This is a genomic window from Kocuria sp. CPCC 205235 (genome assembly GCF_040980905.1).
GTDB classification, from domain to species: domain Bacteria; phylum Actinomycetota; class Actinomycetes; order Actinomycetales; family Micrococcaceae; genus Kocuria; species Kocuria carniphila.
Window position 1 is genome coordinate 1 of the sequence record NZ_JAVKPR010000022.1, and the last position, 15,578, is coordinate 15,578.

The 15,578-nt window shown below is 62.7% G+C and carries 17 protein-coding genes; 13 read left to right on the forward strand and 4 right to left on the reverse strand.

Annotation, left to right across the window (positions count from 1 at the left end; genetic code table 11):
• On the forward strand, positions 1-385 hold a 385-nt coding region (locus tag RF638_RS12960; protein ID WP_368842177.1), incomplete at its 5' end, for a hypothetical protein.
• Between the two features lie 34 nt (positions 386-419).
• Positions 420-2,285, forward strand: a complete 1,866-nt coding sequence (gene recQ, locus RF638_RS12965) for a DNA helicase RecQ (RefSeq protein WP_368842178.1) — start codon at positions 420-422, stop codon at positions 2,283-2,285.
• A 109-nt stretch (positions 2,286-2,394) separates the two neighbouring features.
• Here the strand turns inward: recQ and RF638_RS12970 are convergent, their stop codons facing one another.
• On the reverse strand, positions 2,395-3,948 hold the full coding sequence (locus RF638_RS12970; protein ID WP_238663073.1) for an LTA synthase family protein: 1,554 nt from the start codon (positions 3,946-3,948) through the stop codon (positions 2,395-2,397).
• A 247-nt stretch (positions 3,949-4,195) separates the two neighbouring features.
• Between RF638_RS12970 and RF638_RS12975 the strand changes: the two genes are divergently transcribed.
• The 9 genes from RF638_RS12975 (at position 4,196) to RF638_RS13015 (ending at position 10,498) form a co-directional block, all read left to right on the forward strand.
• Positions 4,196-4,441 (forward strand): hypothetical protein, encoded by a 246-nt coding sequence (locus RF638_RS12975; protein WP_129700241.1) that lies wholly within the window; start codon positions 4,196-4,198, stop codon positions 4,439-4,441.
• 51 nt (positions 4,442-4,492) lie between these two features.
• Complete coding sequence (locus RF638_RS12980) at positions 4,493-5,104, forward strand: dihydrofolate reductase family protein (protein ID WP_368842179.1); 612 nt, start codon at positions 4,493-4,495, stop codon at positions 5,102-5,104.
• Positions 5,105-5,500: 396 nt separating this feature from the next.
• Positions 5,501-6,088 (forward strand): DUF805 domain-containing protein, encoded by a 588-nt coding sequence (locus RF638_RS12985; RefSeq protein ID WP_129700245.1) that lies wholly within the window; start codon positions 5,501-5,503, stop codon positions 6,086-6,088.
• A 123-nt stretch (positions 6,089-6,211) separates the two neighbouring features.
• Positions 6,212-6,679 (forward strand): MarR family winged helix-turn-helix transcriptional regulator, encoded by a 468-nt coding sequence (locus tag RF638_RS12990; RefSeq protein ID WP_165189259.1) that lies wholly within the window; start codon positions 6,212-6,214, stop codon positions 6,677-6,679.
• Positions 6,680-6,682: 3 nt separating this feature from the next.
• Positions 6,683-7,318: a maleylpyruvate isomerase family mycothiol-dependent enzyme gene (locus RF638_RS12995; RefSeq protein WP_368842180.1), complete on the forward strand. Its 636-nt coding sequence runs from the start codon at positions 6,683-6,685 to the stop codon at positions 7,316-7,318.
• A gap of 74 nt (positions 7,319-7,392) precedes the next feature.
• Positions 7,393-8,157 (forward strand): hypothetical protein, encoded by a 765-nt coding sequence (locus RF638_RS13000; RefSeq protein ID WP_315278299.1) that lies wholly within the window; start codon positions 7,393-7,395, stop codon positions 8,155-8,157.
• Positions 8,158-8,275: 118 nt separating this feature from the next.
• On the forward strand, positions 8,276-8,845 hold the full coding sequence (locus RF638_RS13005) for a hypothetical protein (protein ID WP_368842181.1): 570 nt from the start codon (positions 8,276-8,278) through the stop codon (positions 8,843-8,845).
• Positions 8,846-9,161: 316 nt separating this feature from the next.
• Positions 9,162-9,953 carry a helix-turn-helix domain-containing protein gene (locus tag RF638_RS13010; protein ID WP_368629375.1) on the forward strand — a complete coding sequence of 264 codons (792 nt, stop codon included), beginning with the start codon at positions 9,162-9,164 and terminating at the stop codon, positions 9,951-9,953.
• Positions 9,950-10,498, forward strand: coding sequence for a dihydrofolate reductase family protein (locus RF638_RS13015; RefSeq protein WP_368842183.1), 549 nt, complete (start codon positions 9,950-9,952; stop codon positions 10,496-10,498). The genes RF638_RS13010 and RF638_RS13015 overlap by 4 nt, the downstream gene beginning before the upstream one ends.
• Before the next feature lie 10 nt (positions 10,499-10,508).
• Here the strand turns inward: RF638_RS13015 and RF638_RS13020 are convergent, their stop codons facing one another.
• Positions 10,509-11,867 carry an alpha/beta hydrolase gene (locus RF638_RS13020; protein WP_368842184.1) on the reverse strand — a complete coding sequence of 453 codons (1,359 nt, stop codon included), beginning with the start codon at positions 11,865-11,867 and terminating at the stop codon, positions 10,509-10,511.
• Here RF638_RS13020 and RF638_RS13025 point away from each other — a divergent pair.
• A complete protein-coding gene (locus tag RF638_RS13025; RefSeq protein WP_095797155.1) occupies positions 11,781-12,347 on the forward strand; it encodes a TetR/AcrR family transcriptional regulator in 567 nt (188 codons plus the stop codon). The genes RF638_RS13020 and RF638_RS13025 overlap by 87 nt on opposite strands.
• Positions 12,348-13,212: 865 nt before the next feature.
• On the opposite strand, the gene RF638_RS13030 is transcribed toward RF638_RS13025, so the two are convergent.
• Positions 13,213-14,043, reverse strand: coding sequence for a helix-turn-helix domain-containing protein (locus RF638_RS13030; protein ID WP_016995941.1), 831 nt, complete (start codon positions 14,041-14,043; stop codon positions 13,213-13,215).
• Positions 14,044-14,188: 145 nt separating this feature from the next.
• Between RF638_RS13030 and RF638_RS13035 the strand changes: the two genes are divergently transcribed.
• A complete protein-coding gene (locus RF638_RS13035; protein ID WP_368842185.1) occupies positions 14,189-15,028 on the forward strand; it encodes an SDR family oxidoreductase in 840 nt (279 codons plus the stop codon).
• Between the two features lie 77 nt (positions 15,029-15,105).
• On the opposite strand, the gene RF638_RS13040 is transcribed toward RF638_RS13035, so the two are convergent.
• Complete coding sequence (locus tag RF638_RS13040) at positions 15,106-15,549, reverse strand: hypothetical protein (RefSeq protein ID WP_016995939.1); 444 nt, start codon at positions 15,547-15,549, stop codon at positions 15,106-15,108.
• Positions 15,550-15,578: the final 29 nt, after the last annotated feature.

Consider the following 15,578-nt stretch of genomic DNA (forward strand, 5'->3'; position numbering starts at 1 on the left):
ACTACATCGCCCGCAGCCTGCTCGAGGCCGGCGGCTTCAGACCGCAACTACACCCTCGATTGTGAAGAGCCAGATTATTGAATATCAAACACGTGTGCCGTCTGTGGAGGTGGCAGCGATTCTCAAGGCTCACAGCTGGAGTAGCAGGCATTCGACAAAGGATCTTGCGGACCTCAACACACTGCTGGAAATCCGAGAAGAGCATCCGGAGCTCTCTTGGCGACTTGACTCCCGACCGCTCATTGGACGCCGCTTGGACACAGCAAGAATTCTTCGACCGCTGGGGAAGCAGATCACACGGCGGCGCAGCCCCATCGAGCTGCCCAACAACGTCAGTCGCGTGCGCTTTGCTGCGCTGATCCAAGAGCATATCGGCGCACCGTAACGAGGACCTCCCCGCCGGACATAGTGTGGAGACCATGCAGGACCACCACACCGCTATGCAGACCGTCGACGCCGCCCCCACACCCCTGAGCGTCCTCTCCGATGTTTTTGGCTACGACGAGTTCCGCGGTGAGCAGGCCGCCATCATCGACCAGGTGATGAACGGGGGAGAAGCGGTGGTTCTCATGCCCACCGGTGGCGGAAAGTCGCTGTGTTATCAGATCCCGTCGATCCTCAGAGAGGGCACCGGGATCGTGGTTTCGCCTCTGATCGCACTGATGTCCGACCAGGTGGCAGCGCTTGAAGCGGTCGGCATCCGCGCGGCGTTCCTCAACTCATCCCTGGATTTCCAGGAAGCGCAGGCGGTCGAACAGCAACTGCTCGCCGGTGAGATCGGCCTGCTCTACATGGCGCCCGAGCGTTTGATCCTGCCGCGCACCCTCGACTTGCTGCGCCGGGCTCAGATCGCCCTTTTCGCAATCGATGAGGCACACTGCGTCGCCCAGTGGGGCCACGATTTCCGCCCCGATTATCTGGGTCTGTCTGTGCTGGCGGACGCGTTCCCGAACGTCCCTCGGATTGCATTGACGGCCACGGCCACCCGCAGCACGCACCGTGAGATCACCGAGCGCCTGCGCATGGAGAACGCCGAGCACTTCGTCTCCAACTTCGATCGCCCCAACATCCAGTACCGGATCGAACCCAAGGACCGCGGCCGCGACCAGCTGCTGAAATTCATCAGCACCGAGCACGACGGCGACGCCGGCATCGTCTACTGCCTCTCCCGCAAAAGCGTTGAGACCACCGCGGAGTGGTTGGAGAAGCACGGGATCGCGGCCCTGCCGTACCACGCGGGGCTCGACGCGTCCGTCCGGCACGACCACCAAGAACGGTTCCTGCGTGAAGAGGGCATCGTCATCGTCGCGACCATCGCATTCGGCATGGGCATCGACAAACCGGACGTGCGCTTCGTCGCCCACCTGGACCTCCCCAAGAGCATCGAGGGCTACTACCAGGAGACGGGCCGCGCGGGACGCGACGGACTTCCGTCGACCGCGTGGATGGCGTACGGCCTGGGCGACGTCGTCAACCAGCGCCGCCTCATCGACCGCGGCGAGGGCAGCGAACTGCACATGCGCAACGCCCGCTCGCACCTGGACGCGATGCTCGCCCTGTGCGAGACCGTTTCGTGCCGCCGCGTGCAGCTGCTGCGGTATTTCGGGCAGGAGTCGGAGCCGTGCGGCAACTGCGATACATGCCTCAAACCACCCAAGATGTGGGACGCCACGGTGCCCGCGCAGAAGCTGCTGTCCACGCTCATCCGGCTGCAGCGCGAGCGCAGCCAGCAGTTCGGTTCGGGCAAGGTCTTCGACATTCTGCTCGGTCGCGAGAACGAACGCTCCGTCGAATCGCGCCACCACGAGCTCAGCGTGTGGGGGATCGGCACGGAGCTCACCGAGCGGGAGTGGCGTTCGGTGCTGCGGCAACTCCTCGCGCGCGGGATCGTGGAGGCCGTGGGCGACTACGGCGTGCTGGTGCCCGGCCCGAACGCCGGTCCCGTTCTGCGCGGCGAGGTCACCCTGGACTTGGCGGTGGACAGGGCGCCGACGTCGCCCGCTCGCGGTCGCGCTCGTTCCGCCGGGGGCGCTCGCGCATCGGCCGCCGAGGGTCTGGAGACCGCGGATCGCGAAGCGTTCGAGTCATTGCGGACATGGCGCACCTCAGTCGCCAAGGAGAAGCAGATCCCGCCCTACATGGTGTTCTCGGATGCCACCCTGGTGGGCATCGTGGAAGCGAAGCCGGAGACTGTGCGTGCGTTGGGTGCCGTGAGCGGCGTCGGCGCGAAGAAACTCGTGGAGTACGGGGACGCTGTGCTGGAGGCGCTCGGCGCGGACGCCTGACCAAGGGCGCGAGCGGCATTGCCACCGGGTGGGACTGTGCCCGGCGTCAACGGCGCCTTAACGCCGTCGGACGCGAGCGGCGTCGTCGGCGGATCCCGAACGGACCGCGTTACGGCGCGGTGCGGGCCGCCCAGGCCTCGGAGTAGAACTGCTCCGAGCGGGACTCCAAGAGGTCCTTGTACGGATCAGGTTCGAAACTCTGCGCGGAATCCCCGGGGATGTCCGGGGAGAAAGCGGAGACGCCCAGGCCGGCCTCGCGATTCTCTAGCGTCAGCCCGGCGGCCTCGATCAGGGTGGGGAACATGTTGAGCTGATCGGCGTCGGAGCGGGTCTCGGGAGTGCCGGTCTCGCCCGGAACCCAGATCCGGTTGAAGATCGTGCGGTTGGTGTGTCCGCCCAGCTGCTCGTGGAACGCGTCGCCGGCACTCATGTGCTTGAGGTGGTCACCCATGATGACCACGGAGGTGTCCTCGAGATATCCCATTTGGTTCATATATTCCACGAAGTCCGCAACCTGGGTCATGGAGCAGAAGAACGCGGAGGTCACTTCGCTCTCGGTGTCCACGGTGCAGTAGTCGTAGATGTGGACCGGCTCGTGGGTGTCCAGCGTGAGCATGGACAGGTTGAACGGCTGACCGGTCTGCTGCGCGGTGGCGTGGAGCTGGTCGATCTCGTTCTTGGCGTTGGCCATCAGGCGTTCGTCGCTCAGGCCCCAGTCGCTGCGAAAGCTCTCTTCGGGCTCCCCGGCGGCCCGCCAGTCGTCGAGACCCACGTCCTTGGTGTACCCGTGGTTTGCCAGGAACGTGCCCTTCGCGGCAAAGGACGGGTTGGCGCCGCCCAGGAACACGTTGGTGTAACCCTGTTCCGCCAGGATGTCACCCAGGCAGGTGAGACCGCCCAGGTAGCTGTTCATGCTGCCCACGAGCTGGTCGGGGGAGCCGCTGTCCACGGACGCCCCCACGCCCTTGAGCGGCACGCCACACTGCGTGGACACCAACCCGGACATGGTCCAGCCGCCGCCCTCGTACTGGTCGAAGTTCTCGATGCTCTGCCAGCCGTCTTCGGGGCGGGTGACGTCCTTCAGGGGAGCGAAGGCGTCCTTCTCGAAGTGCTCGTCGTTCGCCAGCGTCTGCTCGCCGGACTCCAAGTAGATGGTCACCAGATTGCGCTTGGCTTCGGTGCCGGTGACAGTGGGTTCCGCGTAGTAGTCGCCCATGTTGTACGGCGAACTGGCCGAGCGGATGTAGTCGCCGATGCCCACGGTGGAGGCGAACGCCGTGGTCCCGCCGGCCGCGACCGCGGCAACCAAGGCGGTCGAGAGGCCGCGCATGGCCCATTTCTTGGCCTGGGGCCGGGTGTCACAGCCCAGCCGACGGCGCTTGCGGCGCCGGAAATACTGCCACACGGCAATGCCGATGGTGACAACCAGGGGAAGCACGCCGATACCCAGGATCCCCATCCAGACCAGTGGGCCACCTCCGCCGTCCGTCTCCACGGTGACGATGTTGAGGCGCATCTGACCGAATGAGATCTTGCCGAAGTAGTAGCGAATGCCGATGGCCGCAATGAGCATGGCAAGGCCCGCCCAGATCATGACGTAGACCAAGAGGTACCCCAGGACCACGCCAACCTGTCGGATTGCAGGATGAACCCGGCTGGCCATGACAACTCCTCGCGTGCGATGTCCGTGCGGTCGCCGAACACCTGTGGGATCTGCCCGTACTCGACCCGGGCTCACAGAAAACGAATACCGTTAACCTACCCGTTCCCTGGAGTTAAGGTGAGGGTTCCTTGCTTGGAGTCGTCTACGAACCCGCGTAATGAGCCGGGGACCTCCCCCCAACAGCTGGTTGGTCTCGAGGGCGGCATGAGGCCTTATTAATGGCGCGGTTCAGGACTAGATTGAGAACATGCCCACCCAGGCATCCAATCTGATCAATGCGCAACCCGGCCCCGCGGTTTCTCCGCAGACGTGGGCCAAATTCGCGGCCTGGGCCGCTTTTCTGGTGACCGTACCCTCCGCGCTCTGGCGGGTATTGATGATTGTTTGCTACGCGCCCATCTTCTTGTGGGGTCCACTGCTCCTGGTAGCAGTGGTTGGCTACTGGCTGCGGCGGCGTTGTACAGATCCTGCGCAAGCGCGGGTCGGCTCGTGAATTCACAGAATGTAGGACTTGGAAGGACCCTGACCGATGAAACTAACTGTCATGCAATTCGTCAGTCTCGATGGTGTCTCGCAAGGACCGGGATCTCCGGACGAGGACCGCAGCGGGAATTTTGAACGGGGTGGCTGGTTCGTTCCTTACCTGGACAAGGAATTCATCCAGCAATGCACCGAATGGCTCCAACAAGCCGATGCCCTCATGTTCGGGAGGCGTACTTACGAGGCATTCGCCCGGGATTGGCCGCAGATCACCGACCCGGACGACCCGTTCACCGAGCTCATGAACGGGTTGCCGAAATACGTGGCATCTAAGACCTTAACCAGTGCCGAATGGAACCCCACCACCATCCTCTCGGGAGATCTCGCGGCGCAGGTAGCCGAACTCAAATCACGGCTGGGCCGGGACTTGCAGGTCCATGGCAGCTCGGTGCTTGCCCAAGGTCTGTTTGCTGCGGACCTGGTCGACGAGCTGCGCCTGGTTATAGCGCCGGTGGTAGTGGGCCAGGGGCGCCGCCTTTTCCCCGATGGCATGGATCCGATTGGGTTCCGCCTTGTCAGTAGTCGAGTCACCCCGGGCGGGCTGACCATTCAGACCTACAAGAACCAGGGCCGTCCCGAGTTTGCAGTGTATGAGGGGTCGCCAGTGGTGACCTGAGGGCGCACCTGGACCGGCTTCGGTGCCTGCCATCTTGAAGATAAAACCGCCTTCGACGCCGCTATTGAGGGGCCCGGATATGTGAGAAATCCCCAATGCGGGACGGGTTGATCTGCAAACGTCGCGCGTGGGTCGCTCCGCTCAACGAAAACGAGATTCGGCCACATCCCCCTGTGGCAGCCTGTGACATTTGGACCTTCCAGGGCGCCGCTGGGGTTGATGATCGGCAATGGCGCGCACATGTTCCTGTGGGGTCCGCTGTTGCTGGTGGCGGTCGTCGGGTAATGGCGGCGCCGGACATCGAATTCATAACGTTCTGGCGCGAGGTAGTGCTACAGCTGTTCCTCAGGAGATAGTGTCTCTAATCACAACGTTCGCAATTGTGAAGGGCATGACATGAGCACCCCCCATTCTTATGGCTCCCAGCCAGGAGACCAGCAGACCAGCGATTCCACCCATTACGACGCCGCTCCGGCCATCGACCAGTATCGGCCCGGTGACGCACCCGGTTACGACCAGGGCGGGTACCAGCAACGAGGTTCCCAGCCGGGCGTTCCCGTGGGTCCCGGCCAAGCCATCAAGCGGTTCTACAAGAAATACGCACAGTTCTCCGGGCGCGCCAGCCGATCCGAGTACTGGTGGGTCGCACTCTTCATGTTCCTGGTATACGGCCTGTTCATGGTGCTCATCGGCACGGTTGGCAGCGAGGTAGTGAACAGTAATACGGTCACATCCGCGACGTCCTACTCATACTCGGTGAGGAGTGAGCCCAACGGGTTGGGGATCTTCTTGTCGCTGCTGTTCCTCGTGTTCCTGTTGGCCCACATCATTCCGAGCATCGCGCTCGCCGTGCGGCGACTGCACGACGTGAACATGTCCGGATTCCTGTACTTACTGAGTCTTATTCCGTTCCTTGGGCCGCTCATTCTGTTGGTTTTCTACCTGCTGCCGCCGAACCCTGCGGGAGCGCGGTTCGACCGGTGAGTTGATGTTCTAGCTGGGGAGGGCCGTCGATCCGAAAGGATTGGCGGCCCTTTTCATGTGCTATCGCGGATGTGGCCAGAGCATCTCTTGCCGTCCACGCTTCATCATGACATCATTGATGTCATGATGAAGCGTGGAGACACCGTGTATGAGATTCTCAGAGCTGTTCGCCCAATGGTGCTCAATTCTGCACGGGTCGTTGAGGCGGAGGTGCGTGACTTGGGCTGGACCGTAGGGTCTCGGGCGGTCATGGAAGTGCTGCTGGACGGGGCGCCCATGACGGTGCCTCAGGCTGCGTCTCGACTGTCCTTGGCTCGTCAGAATGTTCAACGCCATGTAGATGAGCTGATCAAGTTGGGTCATGTGGAGTCCAAGCCCAACCCGGCACACCGTAGATCTGTGCTCATCCAACCCACTGAAAAAGGCTCTCGAGCCTTCACGGGGCTGCACGATCGTGAACGCGCCCAACTCGCCCTTCTTGCTCCGCAGTGCAGCGAGCAGGATCTGAGAACAACCATCAGGGTGCTCGGGGATCTCAACCACGACATCAAGGCACGAGCCGCAGCCTCGGCGGCAGGAACCAGGACATGAGTCATGAATACCAACGGAATCTTCGCGCGGACCACCCGCAACAGACGTGAGATCGCCGACGTCCTCGAGTCCCTCGACCCAGTCCAATGGGGTGCAGAGACACTTTGTGAGGGCTGGACCGTGCGACATATGGCGGCTCATTTCCTTCAGCCCATGCTCGTAGGATTCGGGCAATTCTTTGTGACGTCGCTGCGCTACCGGGGGAATACGGCCGCCACCATCGACCACATCATGCGCCGTAACGCAGTTATTGAGCCGGCGCGTCTCGTGGCCCTTTTGCGCCAGCACGCCAGCGATGAAGTCAGCCCGCCGAGGGTGGGCCCTATGGGCCCGTTCGCGGAGACCTGCATCCACCTGCGCGATATCGCGCGCCCTCTCGGGCTTGCCGCTGATGTCCGAAGTGAGGACTGGCTGGATCTCCTGCCCTACCTGACGTCTGGCAAAGCGGCGGCCAGCCTCACCACGCCAGCGCGTATCAGAGGCCTATCGTTCCGTCCTCGGGGTTGGGAGACGAGCTTTGGAGCAGGTCTGGAAGTGACGGGGACCCCGGAGGCGCTCGCCATGGCCATCACGGGTCGAAAGGCTGCTCGCGCCGATCTTGCGGGATCTGGTGTCGATCTACTCAGTTCCCGCGGATAAATTTCAGTCGATCGCCAAGTTTCACCGCCGGGTAGCCCTACGGGATTGAACTGCTCGTCCCGTACCCTCAATGGGTGCCTTATCCCGCAGAACTCCCCGCCCGGCCCGACGATCACGACGACGCTCCTCCGGCCGGTTCTCGCTACCAACACCTGGACAGCACCGCCGTCCGTGAATCCACAGCTGCTCTGCAGAAGCGCATCTACTCACGCTTCCCGGATCGCGGACTGTGGGAGGTTTGCGGTGAATTGGTGGGACTCGTGGATGAGGTCACCAGTGGTGGCGGCATCAGCCGGCGCCGCATCAGGCTGGCCCGGCTACTCTCTCGCCTGGGGATCATTGCGGTCCTCGCGATCTTTGGCGGTGCCATTGTTCTCGCCGCAGCGAGTATCTGGTCGAGTCCGGATGCCCTGGGACCCATCGACTGGCTCCCGCTACTCGAAACCGTGGTCAACAACCTGGTCTTCGCGGGCATCGCCATCTTCTTCCTGGTAGCCGTGCCGCAACGGTTGGAACGCGCTCGTGTGCTGCGACTCGTCCACCGGCTGCGATCACTCGCGCACGTGATCGACATGCACCAGCTCACCAAGGTGCCCGAGAGGCTCCAGCGAGGATCGCGGGAGGACGGAGGGCTGGACCTCACTCGTGAACAGCTCACCCACTACTTCGATTACTGTACGGAAATGCTCTCGCTCGTCGGCAAGACAGCGGCCCTTTTCGCCGAGGACACCACCGACGGGGATGTACTGGATGCCGTTGAAGGCATCGAAACCCTCACCTCAGACATGGCCCGCAAGGTCTGGCAGAAGATCGCGATCCTGCAGGCGCAAGGCATCTGAAAATCGCCTGAAACCCCAGGTGAGAGAGGAATGTAAGGAGGCGAGCGGCGTCGTCGGCCTTGACGAGCCGGGGTTACGTGCTAGTAAGTTGGCTTGCTGATCCAAAGGAGGAATCAGCATGATGAAGAAGACCAACCGCATTTTGACGACCGCCGCAACCGTGGCAGCCCTCTCGTTCACTGTGGCACCGGCCGCTTCTGCAGCGCCCACTCCGGAGGCACCCCAGGCCCCCGCAGCAACCGCAGCGGAGTCCTGCCCCTCGGCCAGCGACTTTTCGTTGACCGCGCCGTCCCACACCGAGGCGGCCGGCAACCTGCTGGACAAGCAGATCACCTTCGGCTCGTACTGGACCGGCGGTAACGTGCAGTCCGGCACCCAGGCCACCTTGACAGCATCCGGCCCGGCAGAGGTCACCCTGCTCAACGGTGAGACCTACAACGCACCGGTGGTCGCCGGCGGTACCAACTCGGGTGTCTTCCCGGGTGGCGGCGCAGCCTTCGCGCCGAGCTTCCGCCTGGACGACTCGAACCGCGACTCCGCCAACGGCGCGACCAACCGCGATCACGTGACGTCCATTTCCTACCCCGTGACGGTCTCGGGCAACTTCGGTTCCTGCGACTACACCGTGGAGGGAACGGCGAACTCCAAGTTCAACGTGACTTCGATCGAGCTGACGGAACGCGCATAGTTCCTCCTCTTGAGTTCTGGCCCCGAGCGATTCGTTCGCTCGGGGCCGGTTCTGTTTAACGGACTGCGCGGGGGACGACGCCGCTCTGGTCGCCTGCTCTGCGCCCGTCCCGCAGATCGCGCAAGAACGGTCATGCACGTGGCGGCCGGGCGGCGAATACTTGAACCATGTCCACTTCCACACCCGATCCGCTACATCGACTTCTTAATGCGCTGCTCGATGATGAGCATCGGAGCCTTGAAGACATGGCTGCGGGCGCCTACACCTCCCCGTTCCACTTCGCACGCCAGGTGCGAACGGAAGTGGCGAGTCGCCGGTGGCATTGCGCCGCCGGGTCGTGCTGGAACAAGCCGCGTGGCAATTGCAGCGCGGGAAAACTGTCACGGACGCCGCGTTCGGTGCCGGTTACGACTCGGTCGAAGGGTTCTCGAGGGCTTTTCATCGTGCCTTCGGACATCCACCCACGGGGATGCCACCGGAATCTCAGCGGGGGCATTGGCTGCCGGCGCCCAACGGAATTCACTTCCACTCACCCACGGCGTTGTATGTCGACGCAGGTGAGGCGCATGAGCAGCCCGCCGGTGATGTGGTCGGATTACTCGTTCGGCACGATCTGGACGACATCAATGCACTCCTGGTAGCCGCGCGCGGCCTGAGCGATCTGGAGTATCGACGTACTCGCTTGCCCGGTAGCCACCCGCGAAGTTGGGACGGGCCGGATGAATCGATTGCTCAGGTTCTTCGTCACTTGGTGGTGAGCAAAGAACCATGGCTGGCTTCCATTGCTGGAGAGACCGAGCCGGACCTCACTGGCCCCGACGGCGTCGCCGAACTTGCCGAGCGGCACGCAGTCACCGGCCCTCGATGGATCGCTCTGATTCGTGACATCGACCGTCGCGGTGCGTGGCAAGACAGGGTGCTCGATGCACTCTGCGATCCACCTGAGTCGTTCTTGCTCTCACAGATCGTGGCGCACGAACTCACCTATTCCACGCACCGCCGACAACTAGTTCGGTGGATGCTCGCCGGCGCCGGTATTGACGCCGGCGCGGGCCAGCTCGACCCGGACCCCATCCTGTGGCATCGCAGGAGGATTGGAGAATCATGACCAATTACCGCTTCTACGTTGCGTCCTCCCTGGACGGTTTCATCGCCGACGACCACGACAGTCTCGACTGGCTGGTCACTCAGCCAATCGATGCGCACGGTTTCATGAACTACAACCGCTTCATGGCCGATATCGGAGTCCTGGCAATGGGGCACACCACCTACCAATGGATCGTGGACCACAACATGACCAGTGGTGAGCCGTGGCCGTACGAGGTGCCCACCTACGTCTTCACGCACCGGGACCTGACGCCCGTGGCTGACACCATCCAAACGGTCTCCGGCACACCGGGGGAGCACCGTGCAGAGCTGGTGTCTGCAGCCGGGGATAAGGATGTGTGGATTGTGGGCGGCGGCGGCCTGGCTACTCAATTCGCCCGAGCAGGGATGTTGGGCGAGGTCATGGTCTCGATCGCTCCGGTCTTCCTCGGTTCCGGTCGCCCGTTGTTCACCGACGCGTTCAACCTGGAACTCCAAGAGTTTGATCGCAACCGAGCGTTCTTGTGCGCCAGATACTCCGTGCGCGGTCCTCGCGCGGAAGCATAGCTCTAGCGTTTCAGGGGAGGCGCGGGTCGATGCGGTGCTCCATCGTTTTGGCTGGCTGCTCCCTTGAACGCACCCACGCGAGGAATGCCTCGGCGGCGTCGGCGGTGGCCCGTGCGCGGACCGAGGCCAGGTAGTCGAAGGCGTGCTGTGTGTTGGGAAGTTCGGCGTAGACCACCGGCGACCGTGAGGCCGAGCGCAGGCTGTCGGCCCACCCTCCACGCGCCCCAGGAGGAAGCATGGAGTCGTTGGCGCCTTGAATGAGCAGCATGGGCGGAGCCTCGTGATGGGCCAGGGCAACGGGTGAACTTGCGGGATCATCCGTACGCGCACCCAGGTATCCGTAGATGGAAATGACACCGGCGATATCGGTCTTGGCGTCCTCGAAACCCGGCTGGAACCGCGGTTGGTTGGGCGTGAGCGCGGCGGAAGCGGCCAGGTGTCCTCCTGCGGAGCAGCCGACCAGGTAGACCTGCGAGGCATCAGCATCAAAGTCATCCGCGTGCTCTCGCGCCCAGGCGATGGCTCGCTTAGTGTCCACCAGGGGGTTCGGGAATTCGGCGGCTCTGCGGAGTCGATAGTTGGCGCTGATGCACAGCCACCCGTGGGCGGCCAGCAGATTCAGTAGTGTGACGGCTTCGCGGCTTTTGCCGCCCTGTACGAATCCGCCCTCGTGAAGATGAATGAGAACAGGGTTTGGCCTTTTTATATGTCGGGATCGGTATATATCGAGCCGGTGAAATCGAGGATCGGGCCCGTAGCTAAGGTTCCGGATCCGCTCCACATCACGGCGGTGACGCTGGAAGGGGAGAAGAATGCCGGGCCACCAACGCGCGCGTGTGTTCAGTTGCCCTGCCAGCTCTGGCCGGATCTCAGCACGCCAATTCTGTCCGAGGGATTTAGACAACGCGGATTCTAAAGCGGGGCGAGCTGTGCGGGCCCGAATTTGTATCCATACCAGGGCCGCACCGATTAACACCCAAGACAGCCACCAGGCTCTGCCTAGCCATCCGGTGGGTAGATCGCCTCGCCGGCTGATGGCGAGACTCACCGCGATCACCACTATGAAGACCAGTGGGATTTCATTGACCGCCATGGCGAGGACAAACCTGATGAAACCCGCGTGACCGGATAGGCGCGGCAGCCACAGTGAGTTGGCCACGAACAGTGCCCAGATGGTGATGGTTACCAGGTCCGCCATGGTCATCTCCGTCTCGAGAGGGAGGGTTCGGCGTCCGCCTGATACTCTACGCCTGTTGAGTTTTCGGGTCGAGAGGATGTATGGATGCCCCCGGTGTCGGATCGTCGAACCCGGATTGCGGATGCCGTGATCACCTTGCTGGCAGAGCAGGGCAGTCGTGGCCTCACGCATAGAGCCGTGGATGCGCAGGCCGGTTTACCTAAAGGCTCCACGTCTTATTACTTCCGCTCCCGTGCCGAGTTGCTTGGTGCCGCGGCACCCAGACTCGCGGAACTCGATATCGCATTGGTGGATCAGGGCGGCAATGACCCTGCCTCCTTCATGGGGCATATTCTGGACGAGTCTCTGTCCGGGGTCGGTCGGATCCGCACTCTCGCCCGCTACGAGCTGATGCTCGAGGCGGCTCGGCGCCCTGAGATCCATGCTGCTCTCACGGCCGGAACCAACCGATTTAGGGACAAACTCACCTCCCTGTTCCCGTTGGCTGACCCACAGGAGGCGCGGCTCCTGGCAGGAGACGTGATTGCCTATATGGACGGGTTGTTCCTGTCCAACATCACCAGCCCGCAGATGCAGCGACAGTCCGCGGTGGAACTGAAGTGTCGGCTGGCCAGATTCATCGACCTCGGGGTCGAAACGTCACATGAATAGCCTTCACTGCGTGACCGGTGACCGCGGCCCAAAGTAACTCCACCCAGAGGCTGGCCGATGCACTCGCCACCCCTCGGCGTAGTGCTCCATGCGCAGAGGTTGGCCGGGAAGGTGAGTCAGCGGCGTCGACGGATGGCGACATATACCAACCACAGACCCACCAGCGCGGCCAGAACTCCGGTAGCAAGCCACCCGATCGATCCTTCGGTGATCGGCTCGCAGTTCGCCACACACCCGATGGGTTCGATCCGAACTAGATCGGCACCTTGCAGTGCCCACAGGAGACCCAGCAAGGTGAGCGCTGTACCGACTACAGTTCCCGTGATTCGTAGCCACAACGGCCACGTTTTCCTCCGTTTATTCGGTCGTACGGATTGACGTTGCTCGGACGGTGTCTCATCGATCATGTGTTGCTCCTAGTGGGTGTCCCCACGGCCGCGAGGAGCCGCGGGGTTTGAGTTACCCACGAACATGAGTCGCGCGAAGTGGCACGACTGCGCCTGGGCAGCCTCTGCTCGAGGACGACGGCGTCGCCGACGAGTGCAACGTGGCCCTGAACCCAACCCTGAGAGCGGACGTCTGACATTTCCCACAAAGAGGTGTGGACGGATCGCCGTTGATTTGGTGAATTCTGCCTTCATGGACCCCGGACCCTGAATCGGGTGCATGGTTGGATCCTCCAGGGTGCACTCCACGCTCTCGGTCCCAAAGATGAGAAGCCCTAGAGGGCACCCTGGAGAGGTTGCGAGTGATGACGATCACTCTACAACTGTCGAGTCCGACTGCCAAGGTTTTTAGGGGTGGCCTAACGGGTGTCTGGGTTAGTGGTGTACACCTGACCTCGTAATGAGGGGGCTTTCAGCTCCTACAGCTGTTGCAACCGGAGGTAAGTGTTCGAGTCCGGCTCTGCGGAGAACACCAGCATTTGCAGACCCGGCTCAGAAGTGAGATCCATCGCGAGGTAGGAAAGATCGAGATCCCCCACGCTCGGGTGATGCACGCTCTTGAGGCCAGTGCGATGTTCGCGCACGTCGTGGGACCCCCACAGTTCGTGGAACAAATCGCTGCGGAATGACAGTTCGTCCACAAGCTCGCGTAGCTGTTGGTCATAGGGGGACCGCCCGGCTTCGGCACGAAGCAGCGCAACGATCTGGTGGGTGTTGGCGTCCCAATCTCGATAGAACGTCCGAGCCTTGGGCTCGAGAAATAGGAAGCGCGCGGCATTCACCGGGATTTGGTCGTCCATGAACATCTCCGAGAACAGAGCCCTACCCAAGCGGTTGGTGGCCACCGCATCCAGCCGCCCGTTCTGCACGAACACGGGAACGGTCGACATTGCGTCTATGGTCTGCTGCAGGACAGGATCTGAAGGAACGGTCCGTTCCGGGCGTCTGCGGGGCGGGCGAGCCCGGATGGTTGCCGACCGGATGAGCGCCTCAAGATGAGAGTGCTCCGCATCATCCAGCTGGAGTGCGCGGCTGATCCCATTGATCACGGGCCCCGAGACGCCCTTGACGTTGCCCCGTTCCAAGCGCTTGTAGTACTCGGAACTGATGCCTGCGAGTAAGGCGACCTCTTCGCGTCGCAACCCAGGCACGCGGCGTCGTCCCCCGAAGTCCGGGAGGCCCGCCCGCTGGAGATTGAGCTTGGCCCGCCGCGAGACGAGGAACTGGGTAAGGTCATCCTGCTGGTCCACGAGATTGAACGTACCCCATGCTTGCCGAACCAGAGGGGTCCTGGCGGGGCACCTCTTATAGGGGTCTGGTTAGTTCGGGCGCGCACCGGTTGACTGGGATACCCGGTCGCTCACCAGGCGACTTCTCCGACCGAAAGGCATCACCATGAGCAACGTTTGGTTCATCACCGGAGCCGCCCGCGGCATGGGCATCGACCTGGCCAAGGCCGCGCTCGACGCCGGTCACAACGTTGTCGGGACGGCTCGCGACGCCGCCCGGGTCACCCAGGCGATCGGTGAGCACGAGAATCTGCTGGCCCTGTCCTTGGATGTCACCCAATCGTCCGACTCCGAGACTGCCGTGCAGGCCGCGGTGGAACGCTTCGGGAGTATCGACGTGCTGGTCAACAACGCGGGCAATTTCTACGCGGGGTTCTTCGAGGAGATCAGCGATGAGCAGATGCGCCGTCAGATGGAGACCAACTTCTTCGGCCCGCTGAACGTGACCCGCGCGATTCTTCCGGTAATGCGCAAGCAGCGTGGTGGGCACGTCTTCACCATTACCTCTGCCGCGGGCATCATCGGCCAGGAATTCTGCGCGGCCTACGCATCGTCGAAGTTCGCGCTGGAGGGCTGGATGGAATCGCTGCGCTTCGACTTGGAGCCGTTCGGCATCCACACGACCATCGTGGAACCCGGTTTCTTCCGAACCGAGCTCCTGGTCGAGGAGGCCTCCACGAACTGGCCGGCGCTGTCCATCGACGATTACAAGGAGCGCACGGCCCAAACCATTGAGAACTGGAAGGGCATGAACGGCCAGCAGCCCGGCGATCCCGCCAAGCTCGGCGCCGCGCTCGTCACGCTGGCGAACCTGGAGACCCCTCCGCTGCGATTCGTTGCGGGTGAGGACGTCGTGGCCGGCGTCGAGGAGAAGGCGCAGACGCTACTGGACCAGGTGGCGGCGCACCGGGAGCTGTCTTCGTCCATGGCACTCGAAAATGCGTAGATGTCAGTGAGGAGCCTCGGTGACATTTATGGCAGGGGATCGCTTCTCAGGAGGCCCAGATCTCGCGAACCGAAGCCTCAGATGTCGTCTCGCGATGCGACTCGCCGACGGCGACCGGGGATGCCCCCGGCCCACAATGCGCCGGCAATCAACAGGGGTTGCCCGAAAAGTCGCGCCAGTCGCTTGCCGTCCGTGTCCAGCCCGAAGGCATCCGTGCCCTCCACGTACTGCGCGATATTGCCCGGGAAGATCAGCACATAGAACGTGGCCAGCGCGATACCCACCACTCGACGATGCTTGGGTAGGGCCAACATGGCCGCACCGAGCGAAATCTCCACCACTCCGGAACCCAGCACCACCAGGTCGTGATCCACAGGCATCCAGTCCGGAACCTGCGCCTGAAACTCATCGCGCGCGAACGTCATGTGGGAGATCCCGGCGAACGTCATGAAGGAGCCGAGGACAACGCGGGTGATCGTCTGGGAGCGCTCGCGGGCGGAGCGGCGGCGGAGAGAAGACATACAGCGAACCTACTTCGAGTGGTGGGGGA

Coding starts and splice junctions, on each gene's coding strand:
- recQ (WP_368842178.1), top strand. CDS start 420: ATGCAGGACCACCACACCGCTATGCAGACCGTCGACGCCGCCCCCACA.
- RF638_RS12970 (WP_238663073.1), bottom strand. CDS start 3,948: ATGGCCAGCCGGGTTCATCCTGCAATCCGACAGGTTGGCGTGGTCCTG.
- RF638_RS12975 (WP_129700241.1), top strand. CDS start 4,196: ATGCCCACCCAGGCATCCAATCTGATCAATGCGCAACCCGGCCCCGCG.
- RF638_RS12980 (WP_368842179.1), top strand. CDS start 4,493: ATGCAATTCGTCAGTCTCGATGGTGTCTCGCAAGGACCGGGATCTCCG.
- RF638_RS12985 (WP_129700245.1), top strand. CDS start 5,501: ATGAGCACCCCCCATTCTTATGGCTCCCAGCCAGGAGACCAGCAGACC.
- RF638_RS12990 (WP_165189259.1), top strand. CDS start 6,212: ATGATGAAGCGTGGAGACACCGTGTATGAGATTCTCAGAGCTGTTCGC.
- RF638_RS12995 (WP_368842180.1), top strand. CDS start 6,683: ATGAATACCAACGGAATCTTCGCGCGGACCACCCGCAACAGACGTGAG.
- RF638_RS13005 (WP_368842181.1), top strand. CDS start 8,276: ATGATGAAGAAGACCAACCGCATTTTGACGACCGCCGCAACCGTGGCA.
- RF638_RS13015 (WP_368842183.1), top strand. CDS start 9,950: ATGACCAATTACCGCTTCTACGTTGCGTCCTCCCTGGACGGTTTCATC.
- RF638_RS13025 (WP_095797155.1), top strand. CDS start 11,781: ATGCCCCCGGTGTCGGATCGTCGAACCCGGATTGCGGATGCCGTGATC.
- RF638_RS13020 (WP_368842184.1), bottom strand. CDS start 11,867: ATGCGTGAGGCCACGACTGCCCTGCTCTGCCAGCAAGGTGATCACGGC.
- RF638_RS13035 (WP_368842185.1), top strand. CDS start 14,189: ATGAGCAACGTTTGGTTCATCACCGGAGCCGCCCGCGGCATGGGCATC.
- RF638_RS13040 (WP_016995939.1), bottom strand. CDS start 15,549: ATGTCTTCTCTCCGCCGCCGCTCCGCCCGCGAGCGCTCCCAGACGATC.